We start from the raw sequence: 17004 nt of genomic DNA on the forward strand, positions 1-17004 counted from the left end.
CTCGCCAATCTTATTTGTTAAGCTCGTCCACCAATTTCTGCTCATCCCAAACCTCAATACCAAGGGTCTTCGCTTTATCAAGCTTAGAGCCAGCATCTTCTCCTGCGATCAGCATATCTGTATTCTTACTCACGCTCCCAGTAACTTTCGCTCCTAGGCGCTCCAATTTTTCTTTTGCATCATTACGAGTCAAAATCGATAGTTTACCTGTTAATACGACTGTTTTCCCAGCAAACGGAGTATCAAGATCTTCCACTTTTACAAGCTTCGGACCTTTGTATTCCATGTTCATGCCAAGGTTCTTCAGCTCAGCTACGAGCTCGTGCACTTCAGGTTTTGAAAAATAGAGCAGGATAGAGTCAGCCATCTTTTCACCGATCTCTTCAACAGCTAAAAGTTCTTCTTTAGAAGCACTCATCAAACCATCCATATTTTCAAAACGCTGCGCGATCGTCTTCGCCGCTTTCGCTCCAACGTGACGAATACCAAGACCAAACAGCAGACGCTCTAATGAATTTTCTTTCGACTTTTCGATTGCAGCAAGCAAGTTGTCTACCGACTTCTCACCCATACGCTCTAATTCTAACAGTTTCTCGCGCTCTAGCTTAAACAAATCCGCAAAGTTTTGTATTAATTTTTCTTTAAATAGCTGTGCGACTACTTTTTCACCAAGTCCATCAATGTTCATGGCGTTTCGCGATACAAAGTGAATAAATCCTTCTCGAATCTGTGCTGGACATTGCGGGTTCAAGCACCTTAAAGCCACTTCCCCGTCCAAACGCTCTAGCTTGCTGTCGCATTCTGGACACTCGGTTGGCATATTAAAATCGATCTCATCACCAGTTCGGCGCTCCGTGATTACATTTACGACTTCAGGAATGATGTCACCTGCTTTTTTAACCACAACATAATCGCCGAGCTTGATGTCTTTTTCACGAATCAAGTCTTCATTATGTAACGAAGCACGCTTTACCGTCGTTCCCGCAACTAACACAGGCTGAAGCAACGCGGTTGGTGTTACAACACCCGTACGCCCGACGTTCAACTCGATACCTTCTAGCTTTGTTACCACTTCTTCAGCAGGGAACTTGTAGGCAATCGCCCAACGCGGGTTCTTCGCCGTAAATCCTAGTTCCTCTTGCTGATACAGAGAGTTCACCTTGATTACGATCCCATCGATCTCATATGGAAGGTCTGGACGCTTTTCCTGCCAGCTATTCACATATTCAATCACTTCATCGATGTTCGCGCATTTCTTCCACTCCGAGTTCGTTTTAAAACCTAGGTGGTTTAAGTACGTTAAGCTTTCGTCGTGCGAATCGACCGAATGACCCTCAAGCTTTCCTACACCATAAACAAAAATATCGAGGTTACGGCTCGCTGCAATCTTTGGATCAAGCTGACGTAGAGAACCCGCTGCAGCATTTCGTGGATTTGCAAAAAGCTCTTGTCCTTCTTCTTCTCGGTGTGCATTGAGCTTTTGGAAGGATTTTTTCGGCATGAACGCCTCGCCTCGAACTTCAAGCATCACATCTTCTTTTAGCTTGAAAGGAATAGAACGAATCGTTTTTAAATTATTCGTTATATCTTCACCGATTGTGCCGTCTCCGCGTGTAGCTCCACGAACAAAACGACCATCTTGATACGTGAGGGATACAGCTAGACCGTCGATTTTAAGTTCAGCTACATACGATACGTTCGAACCTACACCATCTCTTACACGGCGGTCAAAATCCCTTAGATCTTGATCATTGAAGGCATTGCCGAGACTCAGCATCGGTACGGTATGTTCCACTTTTTCAAAAAAGTCCAAAACAGCACCGCCTACACGTGAGGTAGGCGAGTGCTCGTCATGAAGTTCTGGATGATTGTTTTCAAGTTCGATCAGCTCTTTCATGAGTTGATCATATTCAGCATCAGGTACAGACGGCTTGTCTAGTACATGATATTCATAATTATATTTTTCTAGCATTTCCCGGAGTTCCAGGATGCGTTCCTTCGCTTGTTCTTCGTTCAACCCGTTCCACTCCTTCTTTTCTTACGCTTTTTCAATCGGGGCAAATTTAGCAAGCAGTCTTTTCACACCTACAGGCTGTGGAAACGCGATGTCGAGTTCCATAGAATCTCCTGAACCTCGCATACTTACAACGGTTCCTGTTTCCCACTTACGGTGTTTGACTTTGTCGCCTACTCTCCACTCCAGTTTCTCCCCACCAGAAGATTGATAGACAGGTGTAACCATTTTCTTTTTCGGTGCCATGAACGATGGCGTTGATCCTCCACCTGAGCGAGCACTCGCTCCCCACGGTACAGATGGCTTTTCTTTTACTTCTGTCTCAATAAGATCTTCAGGTATTTCAGCGATAAAACGAGATTGCGGATTTGTCGTCGTACGTCCATAAAGGGTGCGCATTCTAGCATTCGTTAAGAATAACTCTTCTTCTGCACGTGTGATCCCAACGTATGCCAGACGACGTTCTTCTTCCATTTCATTTTCTTCAAAAAGAGCACGGCTATGCGGGAATACCCCTTCTTCTAGACCCATCAAGAAGACCATCGGAAACTCTAGACCTTTTGCAGAGTGAAGCGTCATCAGAACAACAGATTCTTTTGGCTTGTCATCTGCTGCATCTTCATCGAGCTTATCGATGTCTGCAACAAGTGCCAGATCAGTTAAGAAGGCGATCAATGATTTATCATCTTGTTTCTTTTCAAAGTCTTGCGTAACAGAAATAAACTCATCAATGTTCTCTAAACGGCTTTGTGCTTCGATCGTTTTCTCTGCTTTTAGCGCATCACGATAGCCCGTTTTGCTAAGCACTTCTTCTGTTAGTTCGGTCACAGAAAGAAATTCCTGCTGACGCGTCCAGTTCGTTACAAACTCAGAGAACTCTCTTAAAGAGTTCGTTGCACGTGCACTAAGACCGATCTGCTCCACTTCTTGAAGCGCTTGATACATGGAGAGATCATTGTTTGCTGCATATTGTGCCACTTTATCCATAGAAGACGCACCAATCCCGCGCTTCGGTACATTAACGATACGCTGAAGAGAAATATCATCGTCCGGATTCGAAATTAATCGAAGATACGCTAAGATGTCTTTGATCTCTTTTCTGTCATAGAACTTTGTGCCGCCGACGATATTATAAGGAATGTTGGACTTGATCAAAACTTCCTCAATTACACGAGATTGAGCATTTGTACGGTAAAGAATCGCGATGTCATTATACGAACGTTTGCCTGATGATACAGCTTCACGAATCTTACCTGTTACGTAATAGCTCTCTCCTTGTTCATCGTCACCTTGGTAGTACGTGATGCTAGCGCCATCGGTATTATCTGTCCAAAGATTCTTTGGCTTACGGTTCATGTTGTTTTCGATCACTTTATTAGCGGCTTGAAGAATCTTTTTCGTAGAACGATAATTTTGCTCTAAAAGGATAACTTCAGCATCGTTATAGTCTTTTTCAAACGATAGAATGTTCGCGATATCCGCGCCACGCCAGCCGTAGATCGACTGATCCGAGTCCCCTACAACACAAAGGTTGCGGAATCGATCAGCAAGCATTTTCACGAGCATATACTGCGCTCTGTTCGTATCTTGATACTCATCAACATGAATATATTGAAACTTGCGTTGATAAAACTCGAGTACTTCAGGTACTTTTGCGAAAAGCTGGATCGTCGTCATGATCAGATCATCAAAATCTAACGCCTGATTCTTGCGCAGTCGCTTTTCATAGCCTTCATAAACTTCTTGAACAACACCTTCAAAGTGCCCGTTCGCCACTTTTGCAAAATCTGCTGCTGTTTTTAGTTCGTTCTTTAAAGAGGAAATCGCGCTTAATATTCCGCGAGGTTCGTATTTTTTCGGATCATAGTTGAGATCTTTCAATACTGCTTTAACGACAGACAATTGATCTGTCGCATCTAAGATCGTAAAGTTACGGTTGATTCCGATTCGATCGATATCACGGCGTAAGATTCGCACGCACATGGAGTGGAACGTAGAGATCCAGATTTCTTCTGCTACTGGTCCTGTAATCTTCGCGACCCTTTCTTTCATCTCTCGTGCTGCTTTATTTGTAAACGTGATCGCAAGAATGTTCCATGGTGCCACTTCTTTTTCCATCATTAAATAAGCGATACGATGTGTTAACACTCTCGTCTTACCGCTTCCCGCTCCAGCCATCAATAACAACGGCCCGTCTGTATGTTTTACTGCAGCTCTCTGTTCAGGATTCAATCCTGATAATAGCTTTTCAATCATTTGTTGCATACTCATTCTTCATTCACCGCCCGAACATATATTCTTATTTTTATTCTCACTCATTTTTGAGATTTTATCAACTTTTACCCTTAACCGCTTCAACTGTTTCAATCGCAGCATTTAAGTTGTCATAAATAACGTTCCCTACGACAACTGTATCCGCGAACTCTGACATCTCTTTCGCTTGTTCAGCCGAATGAATGCCGCCTCCATAATAAAGAGTCGTGTTTTCAAGTACTCCTTTTACTTGGCGAACGATATCAACATCACCATACGTGCCGCTGTATTCCAAATAAAAGATCGGAAGCTTAAACATTTTTTCGGCCAAGCGGGCATATGCTACAACATCATCTGCAAAGAGATCTGTGTCGGCACTCGAACGTTCAGCAGCCGCACAATCTGGATTTAAGATGCAATATCCTTCTGTAAGAATCTCTTCCCAGTTCATGATGTCGCCAAATTCTTTTAATGCTTCTGTATGAAGCCCCGTAATGAAGTTAGCATCCTTTGCATTTAATACGGTAGGAATATAATAAAAATCGAACCCTGGTGTAAGTGATTCGATATTAGATACTTCAAGCACACAAGGAACCGCATATCTACGGATACGTGACATAAGGTCTAACGTATTATCAAGCGTTACGCCACTAGATCCCCCTACAATAACAGCGTCCGTTCCGCTCTCACAGATCCGTTCAAGGTCACTGTCACTGATCTCTTTATCTGGGTCTAGCTTAAACACATGCTTCCATTTTTGATAATCAAACATTGTGTTCTTCCTTTCATGTTTAGAAACACCCGTGCTTGCTATTTTAACAAGCCAGTTCTGTACTTCTGCATTATAACAAAAATAAGGTTCTCACTCTATGATTCATCATGTGGAAAGATTGTGAAGTTCATACTGCTTTTTAGGAGGAATAGCTATGCTTATGTGGCATATCGACGACGAAATCATGCTAAAACAAGCAGACGTTAAAGAATCCGACAACATCTATAGATTGTTAGAAAAATCACGTCAACATCTTGGACCGTGGATCAGCTGGGTCGATTATACTCAATCTAGCGGTGAGATGCGGCAGTTTATTAAAACAGTGAACAAAAAGATGAAAGAACAAACAGACGTTGTTCTTTTTATATGGTATCGAGGACAAGTAGCAGGATCTGTTGCTCTATATGATATTAAGTGGCACAACCAGTCAGGTATGCTAGGTTATTGGGTAGGATCAGGATTCGAAGGTCATGGAATCGCACAACGCGCGGTAAAAGGAATGCTGATGTACGCCTATTACACATTGATGCTGAATCGGGTGGAGCTGCGGGCTGCCGTACAAAATGAAAAAAGCATCAAGCTCGCCCGCCGACTAGGCTTCCAGGCGGAAGGCGTTGTCCGACAGGCAGAATGGATTCGCGGAAACTGTCGCGACCAAGTCCAAATGAGCTTGATGAAGAATGAATTTCATTAAATTTCAGGATTTAAAACATGGGAAATATAGTTTTGTGCGCTTTGTTCAACGGTTTCCTCTGACGCGCGAATCGCACTATGGAAGACGAACGGCGTGATATAACGCGTTCCGATCAAGTTAGAAGTCGCTTGGAACGGACGAAGCAGTTCGCTCATCGTATAGTGGTTGTAGCCCCCCGCTTGATAAGAGAAGTCTGGTCCTCCTGTTGAGATCGCCAGTACTAATTCCTTTCCATGAAGTGCGTCGCCACCTGGCCCGTATGCCCAGCCGAACGCTAGCACTTCATCTTGCCATTCTTTCAATAGAGAAGGTGAGCTGTACCAATAGAACGGAAATTGAAGAACGATTCGATCGTGCTGCAACAGCATACGTTGTTCTTCATCAACGTTCACTTTCCCGTCTGGATACAGGTCATAAAGTTTTCGAACCGTAACATGATCTTGTTTTTCTATTTCCTCTGCCCATCTTTTATTTACTGTAGAGTTTTGTAAATTAGGATGTGCGATAATGACGAGTGTTTTTTTCATTTGTGTGAGTCTCCTTTATGATTGAAAATTTATAATTTCATTTGCTTGTACAAACAACTTAAGTGATAAAGAAGAGAGCTCTTATGACTCGAGCTGCCCTGCTGCTAGATGTGTTGCTTTTGTGAGTGCTTTTCCTTCTTCTTCTCCTAAAAGATCGGAGTACGTCCGGTATAGATCTTTCCATGCTTTTTCGAGATCTGTTTGGATCTCAATTCCAGCTTGTGTTGGATGGATGTGTGACATCTTCCCTTGCACCTTACGCTCTGCAAGTCCCTTAACAACAAGCTTGTCCACGAATCTTGTGATCGTACTCGGTGTCATGTGAAGTTCTTCCGCTAATTCCGATTGAGAGATTCCCGGTTTGTCGTTTACGAGCATCATCATAAAGCCATGAGTAGGTGTAATTCCTGTTGGTCTAAACGATTCCTCAGCCATTTTGGAAATAACGCGAGAAAGCTTGTTTACGGTAAAATATAAACAGTTTTCTAGATACTTTTCAGGCATTTTAGCACCTCTTTTACATCTTTAATGTTGTTTGTACATACAAATATAAATTGTAATATGATTTCTGTCAATATTTTAAGTATATATAGGTGCTTGGCAGCCGCCAAGCTTACATTTTGAGGTTTACAGAGTGGGAAAACTACTGTGCTCAGCCTGAATCCTAAAGTTCTTGCTCTCAATCCACGAGTTTGGCTGCTCAATCCACGAGTTTTAGCGTTGAATCCTAAAGTTTTTACAGTTTATCCACGAGTCTACAATCCTCGACATCTATCGACATGTCCCGAACTCATCCCGCTGCACGACCCTCAAAATGAACAAAAAAACCCACCACTCAGGCAGGTTTTCGGCTCATTATTTCGCTTCTTCCTCTTCATGAACGCGGTCAAGGACCATCGCGTATGCGTCGTTACCAAAGTTCAAACAACGTTTTACACGTGAGATGGTCGCCGTGCTCGCTCCCGTTTCGCTCTCGATCTTGTGATAGGTTTTTCCTTCACGAAGCATGCGCGCCACTTCAAGTCGCTGTGCCAAAGATTGAATCTCGTTCATCGTACAAAGATCATCAAAGAATCGATAGCATTCTTCCATATCTTTTAGCGATAAAACCGATTCAAAAAGCTGATCTAATGCTTTTCCTCGTAATTTATCAATTTGCATGAAACATGCACTCCTTTTTATTGCATCTTAACCGAATCTGTCATTCCACTCGGTACAATGTTAATCCATGTCTTTCCTGGAACAAACGCTCCACCGTCCGGAACGATTCTTCCATCTTCGTTTTTCCACGAAATGTTTTGTGCGACACCATTCTGAATCAGAATCGCATCTCCGCCTGACGTTAAATTGATCTCTCGTCTGCCGGCATCATCGATTACCCGGTGTGCCGCTTCAACAATGAATACATTGCTAACCGTAATGGGTGTTTCGGTTTCACGATCTATCGTTGGTTCATTGTTGCTGCATCTCGCGTACGTCTTCTTCTTAATAGAGTACGTGAATCCTACTGTTTCCCCACCTGGATAAGAAATCTGAATCTCGTTTGCAGGCGTACCTTCTGTAGCTTTAGCACTCTCAATTGTTAAAAATGAAAGCATATCCAGATCATCTGATTGCTCAGCGCCGATCTTCTCCATCCCTTTTTGAATATTTTCATAAGTGATGTAAGAGTTGTGAGGCGCTTTTCTAAAATCAGCCCGATTAAACAGAACACCATCGTACTCCATTCCGTTCAGGTGATCAATCGTCCCGCTATCGAGAATCTCTTTCGCTTCAGGACTGAATCCGTGTGCCACGAATAGTGCATGGTAGCCACGTGAGAGCTCAATGTAATAATCTCTCGCGCTTCGAACCGGTCCTACTACTTCTGGCATCTCACTTTGGAAGATCGCTAAAAAGCGTGTAAGTTCTCCCTCAGCTAATACTTCGTAAACGATATCAGCTTTATGAAGTCCAGATTGCGGTCGTGCTTTCGGATGGTTGTTCACCATGACCGAAACCGCACGATGATCTACCTCTTCATTCGTTCCCAAACCAGTGAGTGGATAAACAGAAGAAAACTCCTCTTTTTTTGAATCCGTCGCTTCAGCTTTATCTACTTTACCTTCTTCTAATACTTTATCTCTTGCGCCTTTACATGCAGACAGCGTTAATACCATCATGATCGACATCAAGATGACGTACCACTTTTTCATTGGGCTCACTACCTTTGTATCGTATTATTTTGCCCAATCCTTTTCTATATTAACGCATAATCGAAGGAAAGAGTAACCCTTTCTTTTTAACATCGTAAATGCCTCTTTGCGTAATGCGGATGTATGGCAAGTGTGTGGATGAGAAAAACAATAGCGAGTAGATCGGATCTTCGTATTGATAGCCTCTTTCTCTTAATGCACTCGTTAATCTTTTCTCTTCTACCACTAGTTCTTCTATACTAAGATTCGACATTCCTCCCGCTAAAGGAAGTTTTATCTCAGCGACGATCTCGCCTCTCTCCGCAAGAACGATGCCTCCGCCGACTTCTTTCAAGCGCTCGAACGCCACAGCCATATCTTTTTTGCTTTTTCCGATGATCAAAAGATCTCCCGTATTAGAATACGAGCTCGCAAAGCCATACAGATTTTTTGCAAAACCCTTTACGACCGTATTGATTCTCCACTTTCCTTCTTTATCGATCAGCATTAAGAAACACTCGTCTGATTCTCCGTTAATCTCTTCAGAAAAAGGATTGATCGATACATTATATGGTCGTGTGATGACACTATTGTACATTTCTATTCCAACGAGACCTGAAAACTGAAAATCTTCGTCTTGGAGGTCCCAATTGATCTCTCTTTGTTTGATGCCATGACCTTCCCAATCAAATTGAAAATCACGATCGTTACTAACATCTTTCCCGTCACGTTTCATCCATTTTCCTTTTGCCAAAACAGATTCAGGCAGAGGATTTGTTACGTCATCTAAAATATTTAAATGGGCGACTCGCCCTGCGGCAACCATACCAAAGAGGTGATCTAGACCATAATATCTAGCCACGTTATAAGAGACCATCATATACGCATCCACTGGATCAAGCCCTGCTTCCAGTGCGATCTCTAGCATCTTATCGGTAACTCCTTCTTCATAAAAAGCAGGTGTGGATCCGTCAGTCGTCATAAAGATTCGTTCATAATTGGTGATGCCTTCTTCTTTCATCTGACGCAATAATTTCGGCAGATCTGGACGAATCGAAGAATAACGAAGCGACACTTGCAGACCAGCATTCAATCGATCCATCACTTCTGTCCCTGTCATCGCTTCATGATCGCAATCCACACCGAGCAGCGTCATTGCTGTTAATGTTTTCTCAGAAGCTCCTGGCAGATGTCCTTCGATTTTCTTCCCCGCTTTCTTCGTCTTCAGCATCCAATGCAATAGAGTATCATCGCCATGCAGAACGCGCGGCCAGCTCGTTAACTCACCACCTTGTAGAACATAAGGGCTCTCAAGCAGCTGTCTCACGCTTTTTTCCGAAAAATAATTCTCTTCTTCTAAGAGCTCAGTTTGTGCGTCATAACGGCACCACCAAAAGAAATTAGAAGGAAGATCGTTCACGTCTTCCATAAAAGAAAGCGCTTTCGAAATATTCATTTCAAAAAGCAGCATAAAGTTGTCGGCTAAAAATACAGACGTTCCACGCTGCAATGCATATCGCGAGAGCGACTGGGGATTATAAAGTTGAAACGGATGACAATGAGGTTCGATATACCCCGGCACAACAAACTTACCTTCTAGATCTGTAATTTCCGTTCCTGTTGTATGTTCAGGCATCTTTTCGCCTACATAGACGATGCGGTCTTGAAGGATCCAGATGTTTGCTTTTACCCATTTTTTAAGAGCTGTGTTTAAGTAAGTAGCGTTTGTTAAGACAAGCGACGGTACCAATTCACCCTGAATGACGGCCACTTGTTTGCGCATTTGCGCTTTTGTCCAAAAAGCAATGTGTTGGTTCATGTTGGATCACCTGTCTTCTCTCTGAAAATTTCGTTTTTTCAAGAATACCATATTCATCAAGCAAATTGGTGAAAATTGAAAGGAGTATCACAATGAGACAAAATATTGGTTTAGTTAATAGCATGATTCGTATCATTGCAGGTCTAACACTGCTTTCTGTTTATACAGCAAAGCTGACAAGAAAGCCTTACAAAGAGTCATACATCCTTATGATCTTAATGGGTGCAATGAAAGTAGCAGAAGGAATCGTTCGCTACTGCCCAGTGACTGACCTTCTTCACAAAAGCAAAGAAATGAGCGACATGGATCTTGGTAACATCGCGGAAGAAGGTTCGCCGTTCAACCCTTCATAATAAGAAGGAGGCAGCACTATGCCCACTCATTCTTTATTAAAAGGCAACAGACCTCTGTTCAGTCTATTGGTCGTTGTCTTTATTACCCATCTTGGCTCGTATCTTGTCTTGCCTGTCCTTCCTATCCTCTTAAAAGTGGAAACCGGACTAACGGCGGCACAGATTGGTCTTACTCTCGCTGTTATCTCGATTTTCATGCAAGTTGGAAGTGTTGTTGGAGGCGTATTCGCTGACCGTACAGGCAGACGTTTTATCATTGCACTTGGTGCTTTAATACGGGCAGGCGGGCTGATAGGTTTCGCTTATTTTTCAACCTATTCACTCATATTGTTAACTGCTGCAATCAGCGGGCTTGGTCTTGGGCTTAATGCACCGTCCACAAAAGCATTTATTTCATCACTCGTAAAAGCAGAAATGAGATCTACTGCTTTTTCATTGCGTGGAATCTTTGCCAATATTGGGATGGCTATCGCTGGATTGACTGTGTTCGCTTTATTTACAGGAAGTTCAAAACTAATCTTTATCACCGCTGCTGTTATTTATTTAGGAGCAAGCGTGATCAGCTGGTTCTTCTTGCCTGCAGGCTGTGGAGACGAAAACTGCCGAGAAGTTAAGTGGAGTGAATATCGACAAGCGTTAAAAAACATTCCCTTCCTCGTTTTCGTGATCGCCACAATCTTTGTTTGGGCGCTTTACGTACAGTTTGCACTCGTGCTCCCGCTTCGAGCTGAAAGCGTTCTGTCTAACGGAAAAGACATAAGCATCATCTGGACCATCAACAGCATCACGGTCATATTAGCGCAAACGCTCATAACGAAAAATATTATCCGAAACATCCATCCACTCACTTCTGTTGGTATAGGGGCAATCTGTATCGGATCTGCACTTGGAAGTTTGTATTTTGCGAACACTTTATTCTTCTTTGTTTTTACTGGCATCATCTTTATTACAGGTGAGATGCTAATCATGCCTACGTTGGATACATCGATCTCACAACTTGCGGCTGCACGATTTCTTGGCATGTTCTTTGGATTAGCAAGCGTTTTTACAGGTATTGGAGAAGCGATCGGAAATTCCATCGGAGGACGATTGTTTGAAGTCGCAGATGGCGGACAAAGTGCTGTTCCTTATGTAACGTACGTGATAGTAGGTTTTGTCATCTTTATTGGGATGCAGCTCTTGCGGCGGTGGAAACCGTTGTCTATTATACAACCCCCCAAACCCATGGCAACCGCAGCTCCGAACACGGACTCGGCCACATCTCATCCAAACCCAATTAATGAAGGCTGACGAACATGGTTTTTATTAACCATTGTCCCTCAGCCTTCAACATTCCATATAGGAGGTTAGCCATATGAGTTACGAATATTTAATGGATACAGCATTTCTCTACATTCTGCTTATTGGCGGAATCATCGCCATCTCGTTTGTGTTTATTAAGAAGAGACGTGCGAAATAGCTCGAAACCCGATATCTTTGCGATAGAATGAACCTTCGCACGTGATTTTCTTCATTTCTTTATATACGTTCTCCTGAGCTTCACTTAGTGAACGTCCTTTAGAGGCTACCAATAACACCCGGCCACCATCCGTTAGAAGAGATTCATCTTCTCTTTTCGTACCGGCATGAAAAACATTCGAATCACCTGAAATGTTGTCTAGCCCTTTAATCGCTTGGGCTTCTGAAGACGAAACAGGGTAACCTTCAGATGCAAGAACAACACCTAGGACGGATTCTTCTGACCAATGAAGTTCCGGCTTTTTGCCGTTTAACAAAGATAAAAGTAGATCAGCCAGATCGTTTTCTAGCCGAGGCAAGATTACTTGTGTTTCAGGGTCACCAAAGCGTGCATTAAACTCGATCACTTTCGGCCCATTCTTCGTTAATATTAAGCCTGCATAAAGAACTCCTGTAAAAGGAGTGCCTTCTTCTTTCATCGCAGCAACAGTTGGCTGAACGATCTCTTTGATGGCTTTTTGAATATCAGCGTCAGAAATTTGAGGAACAGGTGAATACGCCCCCATCCCACCTGTGTTCGGACCCTTATCCCCGTCATAGGAACGTTTATGATCTTGAGCGATCTCCATCGGAAGGAAAATTTCATCATGCACAAAAGACATTAATGAAAATTCTTCCCCTTCAAGAAATTCTTCAACAACAACCGTTTCGCTCGCCGAACCAAAGCGTTTGTCTACCATCAGCTCATGCAGACCCTCTTCCGCTTCTTCTAAGGTCATTGCCACAATAACACCTTTACCTGCCGCAAGCCCGTCCGCTTTTAACACGATTGGTGCGCCTTTTTCTCGAACGTAAGCTAGAGCTTCATCATGATTCGTAAACGTTTCTGAAGCAGCTGTTGGGATGTCGTACTTCTTCATGAGATCCTTAGCGAACGATTTTGAGCCTTCGATCTCTGCTGCCGCTTTAGATGGACCGAAGATAACAAGGCCTTCTTCCGTGAAACGATCTACGATGCCTTCTAATAGAGGAACTTCAGGGCCAACGAATGTTAATCCAATTTCGGTTGTTTTTGCAAAAGTAACGAGCTCTTCGATGTTTGTTTCTTTGATAGAAACGCATGTTGCTTGTTGTGACATGCCTGGGTTTCCTGGTGCAGCAAACACTTGTGTGACGCTCGGGCTGTTGGCAAATTTCCACACGAGCGCATGTTCACGTCCACCTTTGCCGATTACAAGAACGTTCATGGTTGCTACCTCCTTTATAAAATGATAAACGTTGTTTCACGATGTCCTTGATAGTAGTTGGTTGATCTCCGTTCCAGGTGCTCGCTTTCCGCGGGGCAGGCGGTGAGCCACATTCGTACGTTTCACGTATAAGTGTCTCACCCGCCCACCTGTCCCGCAGGAGTCTCGCACCTTGCACTCCGATCAACCAATCTTCGAAGAAAAGACTATGTTACTTTAAGAAGTTTTCTTTTTTGTTCCTACAGCAAGTTGATTGTAGCGGAAGGTTGACGACTCCTATGGGACGAGCGGTCAGGTGGAGACTCCTAAGGGCGCAAAGCGGCAGTCCGAAAAGTGGAAGTGACTCGTTCAGCCCCGACAAGCAAAAGGGAAATGGGCTTGGAAGGCGCACTTTGACTTCTTGACCGTTTACCTTTTGACCTCGAGGGGCTAGTCACTGCAACTAGACAGGAGGCTCACCGTTCGCCCCATGGAAAGCGAGCGTCCTGGAACGGAAATCAACCCTTCTAAGCACTCCTGTGCCAACATGATTAATGCTTAAAGTGTCTTACGCCTGTGAACACCATCGTGATCCCGTGCTCGTCTGCTTTTTTGATCGAATCTTCATCCTTAATTGATCCGCCTGGCTGGATGATCGCTGTTACACCAGCGCGTGCCGCTGCTTCTACGGTATCATCCATTGGGAAGAATGCATCTGATCCTAGAGCAGAACCTTGTGCGCGTTCCCCCGCTTGCTCGATCGCGATTTTCGCTGCACCAACACGGTTCATCTGACCTGCACCAACGCCTACGGTCATTTCGTCTTTCGCTAAGACAATTGCGTTTGATTTCACGTGCTTTACCACTTTCCAAGCAAGCTTTAGATCTTTCCACTCTTGCTCAGTCGGTTGGCGCTTTGTTGGAATCGTCACGTTCGCATCATCCAAACCATAAACGTCTTCCTCTTGAACGAGCATTCCGCCAGAAACGGTTGTGATTTTTTTTGCGATCCCTTTGCCTTCTGTAAAATCTAGCTTTAATAGGCGAATGTTTTTCTTTTTCGTTAAAATCTCTAGTGCTTTTTCTGTAAAAGATGGAGCGATGATGATCTCTAGGAAAATCTCACTCAGTTTTTGCGCTGTTTCTTCATCTATTTCTGTGTTAGCAGCGATGATGCCGCCAAAGATCGATACAGGGTCTGCTTCAAACGCACGGTTGTACGCTTCCAGGATCGTTGAGCCTGTTCCAACACCACATGGATTCATATGTTTAACAGCAACAACAGCTGGGTCAACGAATTCTTTTACGATCGAAAGTGCTGCATCAGCATCGTTGATGTTGTTGTACGAAAGCTCTTTTCCGTGAAGCTGTTCAGCGTCAGTTAGAGAGAGCGTGTTCTTCAGTGGCGTCGAATAAAACGCGGCTTTTTGATGAGGGTTCTCACCATAACGAAGGTCCTGTTTCTTTTCATATGTGACCGTGTAGGATTCTGGGTGCTCCTCTTCTACAGCTGCTGTTAAATACTCAGCGATTAACGCATCATACGCTGCTGTATGACGGAACGTCTTCGCAGCAAGTCTGCGGCGCGTCTCTTCACTCACCGCTCCTGCACCATCAAGCTCACCCGCTATTGCCTCATAGTCAGCAGGATCGACAACGACCGTTACGTAAGCGTGGTTCTTTGCAGCTGAACGAAGCATGCTCGGTCCGCCTATATCGATATTTTCGATCGCATCAGCGAATGTAGTTCCTTCTTTGGCGATCGTTTCTTTGAAAGGGTAAAGGTTTACGACTACAAGATCGATTGGAGAAATCTCATTTTCTTGCATCGCTGTTTGATGATTCTCATTATCACGAACAGCGAGTAAACCGCCATGAATTTTTGGATGTAGCGTTTTGACACGTCCGTCCATGATCTCAGGAAAACCAGTCACTTCAGAGATACCGATTACAGGAATTCCTGCGTCTTGTAACGCTTTTTTTGTTCCGCCCGTAGAGATGATTTCTACGCCGTGATGAGCTAGCTTTTCTGCAAAGTGAAGTAATCCTTCTTTATTTGATACGCTTATGAGTGCACGTTTGATCGTCAATGTAAGATGCCTCCTACGGTGTCTTTTTGTAATAGTTTGTTGATGATGACTGGGTACAATTGATGTTCTGCTTTTTGGATGCGCTGCTGCAGGGTTTCCTCTGTATCGCCTGGCAATACGGGGATTCTTACTTGTTCGATGATAGGTCCTGTATCCATTCCGCTGTCTACATAATGAACCGTTACACCTGTTTCTGCAACGTTTGCTTTCAGTGCTTGTCCGACCGCATTTTTGCCCGGAAATGCAGGAAGATAAGACGGATGGATATTGATGATACGGCCTTCATACGCTTTCAATAACACCTCACCAACCAACCTCATATATCCTGCAAGAACGATAAATTCTACTCCATAGGATTGAAGTTCAGCAACGATTTCTTTTTCAAAATCAGCTTTTGATGCAAACGTTTGAGGCATGAACGAGTAGGTTGGAATGTCAAAATGGCGCGCACGATCGATCACCTTTGCCCCCGGTTTATCACATACTAAAAGCTCGATATCCGCTTGAAGCTCACCTGCTTCAACCGCGTCTACGATGGCTTGAAAGTTACTTCCGCTTCCAGAAGCAAATACAGCTATTTTTTTCATTCGATGTTTCCTCCACCAAAGATCACGCCTTCACCTTGCTTCACGCGGCCGATGATGTAAGGCTTCTCGCCTGTTTCTTCTAAAAGGCGGATGATCGGGAGCATATTTTCTTCTGAAACCGAGAGCACCATTCCAATTCCCATGTTAAACGTTGTGAACATCTCTTTCCGTGTCAGGTTTCCTTTTTCTTCGATCAGATCAAAGATTGCAGGAACCGGCCATGAACCATAATCTACTTCTGCCGCAAGACCTTCTGGCAGCATGCGTGGAATATTTTCAATGAATCCGCCGCCAGTAATATGAGCAACACCGTTCACATCAAACTGATTGAACACTTCAAGCAACGGTTTTACATAGATGCGAGTCGGTGTTAACAGCTCTTCACCTAATGTTTTAGATAAGCTTTCAATGTGTTGGTTCAGATCAAGACCTGCGTTTTCTAATAAAACTTTACGAACGAGTGAAAAGCCGTTGGAATGAAGACCGTTTGAAGCAAGGCCAATTAATACATCGTTCTCGGAGATAGCAGCGCCGTTGATCAGCTTCGATTTTTCTGCGATTCCGACTGTGAACCCCGCAAGATCGTACTCTTCACTGTCGTACATGCCAGGCATCTCAGCCGTTTCTCCGCCGATGAGCGCACATCCCGCTTGTTCACAGCCATCCGCGATCCCACTAACGATCTGTTCAATCTTTTCAGGGTGAAGCGTGCCGCAAGCAATATAGTCCAGAAAATAAAGCGGCTCAGCGCCTTGCGCTACGATATCGTTTACACACATCGCAACTGCGTCTACACCGATCGTGTCATGCTTATCCGCCATGAACGCAAGCATCAGTTTCGTACCTACTCCGTCTGTTCCGGAAATGAGCACCGGTTCTTTATGTGAGAATCCTGATAGATCGAACATCGCCCCAAATCCACCAAGACCCGCTAATACTTCCGGACGCTTCGTTCTCTGTGCATGCTTCTTGATACGATCGACCGCTTCATATCCTGCTTCGATGTTCACGCCTGCTTGCTTATATGCTTCTGCCAT

Annotated in this window: 16 protein-coding genes; 4 read left to right on the forward strand and 12 right to left on the reverse strand. The window is 43.9% G+C overall.

The window, feature by feature from the left end; all coding sequences use genetic code 11:
* Positions 1–10 precede the first annotated feature (10 nt).
* The 3 genes from ligA to IHV11_RS18880 all read right to left on the reverse strand — a co-directional run bounded on the left by ligA (position 11) and on the right by IHV11_RS18880 (position 5039).
* Positions 11–2017 (reverse strand): NAD-dependent DNA ligase LigA, encoded by a 2007-nt coding sequence (ligA, locus tag IHV11_RS18870; RefSeq protein WP_197195896.1) that lies wholly within the window; start codon positions 2015–2017, stop codon positions 11–13.
* A 21-nt stretch (positions 2018–2038) separates the two neighbouring features.
* The gene (gene pcrA, locus IHV11_RS18875) at positions 2039–4279 is read right to left on the reverse strand and encodes a DNA helicase PcrA (RefSeq protein ID WP_197195922.1); all 2241 of its coding nucleotides are present in this window, start codon (positions 4277–4279) and stop codon (positions 2039–2041) included.
* A 67-nt stretch (positions 4280–4346) separates the two neighbouring features.
* A complete protein-coding gene (locus tag IHV11_RS18880) occupies positions 4347–5039 on the reverse strand; it encodes a heptaprenylglyceryl phosphate synthase (RefSeq protein WP_197195897.1) in 693 nt (230 codons plus the stop codon).
* Between the two features lie 154 nt (positions 5040–5193).
* On the opposite strand from IHV11_RS18880, the gene IHV11_RS18885 reads away from it, so the two are divergent.
* Complete coding sequence (locus IHV11_RS18885; RefSeq protein WP_197195898.1) at positions 5194–5733, forward strand: GNAT family N-acetyltransferase; 540 nt, start codon at positions 5194–5196, stop codon at positions 5731–5733.
* Here IHV11_RS18885 and IHV11_RS18890 read toward each other — a convergent pair.
* The 5 genes from IHV11_RS18890 to IHV11_RS18910 all read right to left on the reverse strand — a co-directional run bounded on the left by IHV11_RS18890 (position 5730) and on the right by IHV11_RS18910 (position 10253).
* Complete coding sequence (locus tag IHV11_RS18890; protein ID WP_197195899.1) at positions 5730–6260, reverse strand: NAD(P)H-dependent oxidoreductase; 531 nt, start codon at positions 6258–6260, stop codon at positions 5730–5732. The genes IHV11_RS18885 and IHV11_RS18890 overlap by 4 nt on opposite strands.
* An 81-nt stretch (positions 6261–6341) precedes the next feature.
* Positions 6342–6764 carry a MarR family winged helix-turn-helix transcriptional regulator gene (locus tag IHV11_RS18895; RefSeq protein WP_197195900.1) on the reverse strand — a complete coding sequence of 141 codons (423 nt, stop codon included), beginning with the start codon at positions 6762–6764 and terminating at the stop codon, positions 6342–6344.
* Between the two features lie 351 nt (positions 6765–7115).
* Complete coding sequence (locus IHV11_RS18900) at positions 7116–7421, reverse strand: YerC/YecD family TrpR-related protein (protein ID WP_066242834.1); 306 nt, start codon at positions 7419–7421, stop codon at positions 7116–7118.
* 17 nt (positions 7422–7438) lie between these two features.
* Positions 7439–8455 (reverse strand): DUF3048 domain-containing protein, encoded by a 1017-nt coding sequence (locus tag IHV11_RS18905; protein WP_197195901.1) that lies wholly within the window; start codon positions 8453–8455, stop codon positions 7439–7441.
* A gap of 49 nt (positions 8456–8504) precedes the next feature.
* Positions 8505–10253: an adenine deaminase C-terminal domain-containing protein gene (locus IHV11_RS18910; protein WP_197195902.1), complete on the reverse strand. Its 1749-nt coding sequence runs from the start codon at positions 10251–10253 to the stop codon at positions 8505–8507.
* A 92-nt stretch (positions 10254–10345) separates the two neighbouring features.
* Between IHV11_RS18910 and IHV11_RS18915 the strand changes: the two genes are divergently transcribed.
* The 3 genes from IHV11_RS18915 to IHV11_RS21545 all read left to right on the forward strand — a co-directional run bounded on the left by IHV11_RS18915 (position 10346) and on the right by IHV11_RS21545 (position 12065).
* Positions 10346–10606: a YgaP family membrane protein gene (locus IHV11_RS18915; protein WP_197195903.1), complete on the forward strand. Its 261-nt coding sequence runs from the start codon at positions 10346–10348 to the stop codon at positions 10604–10606.
* Between the two features lie 18 nt (positions 10607–10624).
* Positions 10625–11896 (forward strand): MFS transporter, encoded by a 1272-nt coding sequence (locus IHV11_RS18920; RefSeq protein WP_197195904.1) that lies wholly within the window; start codon positions 10625–10627, stop codon positions 11894–11896.
* 64 nt (positions 11897–11960) lie between these two features.
* Positions 11961–12065, forward strand: coding sequence for an EYxxD motif small membrane protein (locus IHV11_RS21545; protein ID WP_328086095.1), 105 nt, complete (start codon positions 11961–11963; stop codon positions 12063–12065).
* Here IHV11_RS21545 and purD read toward each other — a convergent pair.
* The 4 genes from purD to purM form a co-directional block, all read right to left on the reverse strand.
* Positions 12043–13311, reverse strand: coding sequence for a phosphoribosylamine--glycine ligase (gene purD, locus IHV11_RS18925; protein WP_197195905.1), 1269 nt, complete (start codon positions 13309–13311; stop codon positions 12043–12045). The two genes, IHV11_RS21545 and purD, sit on opposite strands and share 23 nt — an antisense overlap.
* A 530-nt stretch (positions 13312–13841) precedes the next feature.
* A complete protein-coding gene (purH, locus tag IHV11_RS18930; RefSeq protein WP_197195906.1) occupies positions 13842–15380 on the reverse strand; it encodes a bifunctional phosphoribosylaminoimidazolecarboxamide formyltransferase/IMP cyclohydrolase in 1539 nt (512 codons plus the stop codon).
* Complete coding sequence (gene purN / locus IHV11_RS18935; RefSeq protein ID WP_197195907.1) at positions 15377–15967, reverse strand: phosphoribosylglycinamide formyltransferase; 591 nt, start codon at positions 15965–15967, stop codon at positions 15377–15379. Before purN ends, purH begins: the two co-directional genes overlap by 4 nt.
* The gene (gene purM / locus IHV11_RS18940) at positions 15964–17004 is read right to left on the reverse strand and encodes a phosphoribosylformylglycinamidine cyclo-ligase (RefSeq protein WP_197195908.1); all 1041 of its coding nucleotides are present in this window, start codon (positions 17002–17004) and stop codon (positions 15964–15966) included. The genes purN and purM overlap by 4 nt, the downstream gene beginning before the upstream one ends.

The organism is Fictibacillus sp. 26RED30, assembly GCF_015903845.1.
In the GTDB taxonomy this organism is placed as follows: Bacteria; Bacillota; Bacilli; order Bacillales; family Fictibacillaceae; genus Fictibacillus; species Fictibacillus phosphorivorans.

Bases quoted from the DNA above. Each gene is read 5' to 3' on its own strand.
- pcrA (WP_197195922.1), bottom strand. From the start codon at position 4,279: ATGCAACAAATGATTGAAAAGCTATTATCAGGATTGAATCCTGAACAG.
- IHV11_RS18880 (WP_197195897.1), bottom strand. From the start codon at position 5,039: ATGTTTGATTATCAAAAATGGAAGCATGTGTTTAAGCTAGACCCAGAT.
- IHV11_RS18885 (WP_197195898.1), top strand. From the start codon at position 5,194: ATGCTTATGTGGCATATCGACGACGAAATCATGCTAAAACAAGCAGAC.
- IHV11_RS18890 (WP_197195899.1), bottom strand. From the start codon at position 6,260: ATGAAAAAAACACTCGTCATTATCGCACATCCTAATTTACAAAACTCT.
- IHV11_RS18895 (WP_197195900.1), bottom strand. From the start codon at position 6,764: ATGCCTGAAAAGTATCTAGAAAACTGTTTATATTTTACCGTAAACAAG.
- IHV11_RS18900 (WP_066242834.1), bottom strand. From the start codon at position 7,421: ATGCAAATTGATAAATTACGAGGAAAAGCATTAGATCAGCTTTTTGAA.
- IHV11_RS18905 (WP_197195901.1), bottom strand. From the start codon at position 8,455: ATGAAAAAGTGGTACGTCATCTTGATGTCGATCATGATGGTATTAACG.
- IHV11_RS18910 (WP_197195902.1), bottom strand. From the start codon at position 10,253: ATGAACCAACACATTGCTTTTTGGACAAAAGCGCAAATGCGCAAACAA.
- IHV11_RS18915 (WP_197195903.1), top strand. From the start codon at position 10,346: ATGAGACAAAATATTGGTTTAGTTAATAGCATGATTCGTATCATTGCA.
- IHV11_RS18920 (WP_197195904.1), top strand. From the start codon at position 10,625: ATGCCCACTCATTCTTTATTAAAAGGCAACAGACCTCTGTTCAGTCTA.
- IHV11_RS21545 (WP_328086095.1), top strand. From the start codon at position 11,961: ATGAGTTACGAATATTTAATGGATACAGCATTTCTCTACATTCTGCTT.
- purD (WP_197195905.1), bottom strand. From the start codon at position 13,311: ATGAACGTTCTTGTAATCGGCAAAGGTGGACGTGAACATGCGCTCGTG.
- purN (WP_197195907.1), bottom strand. From the start codon at position 15,967: ATGAAAAAAATAGCTGTATTTGCTTCTGGAAGCGGAAGTAACTTTCAA.
- purM (WP_197195908.1), bottom strand. From the start codon at position 17,004: ATGGCAGAAGCATATAAGCAAGCAGGCGTGAACATCGAAGCAGGATAT.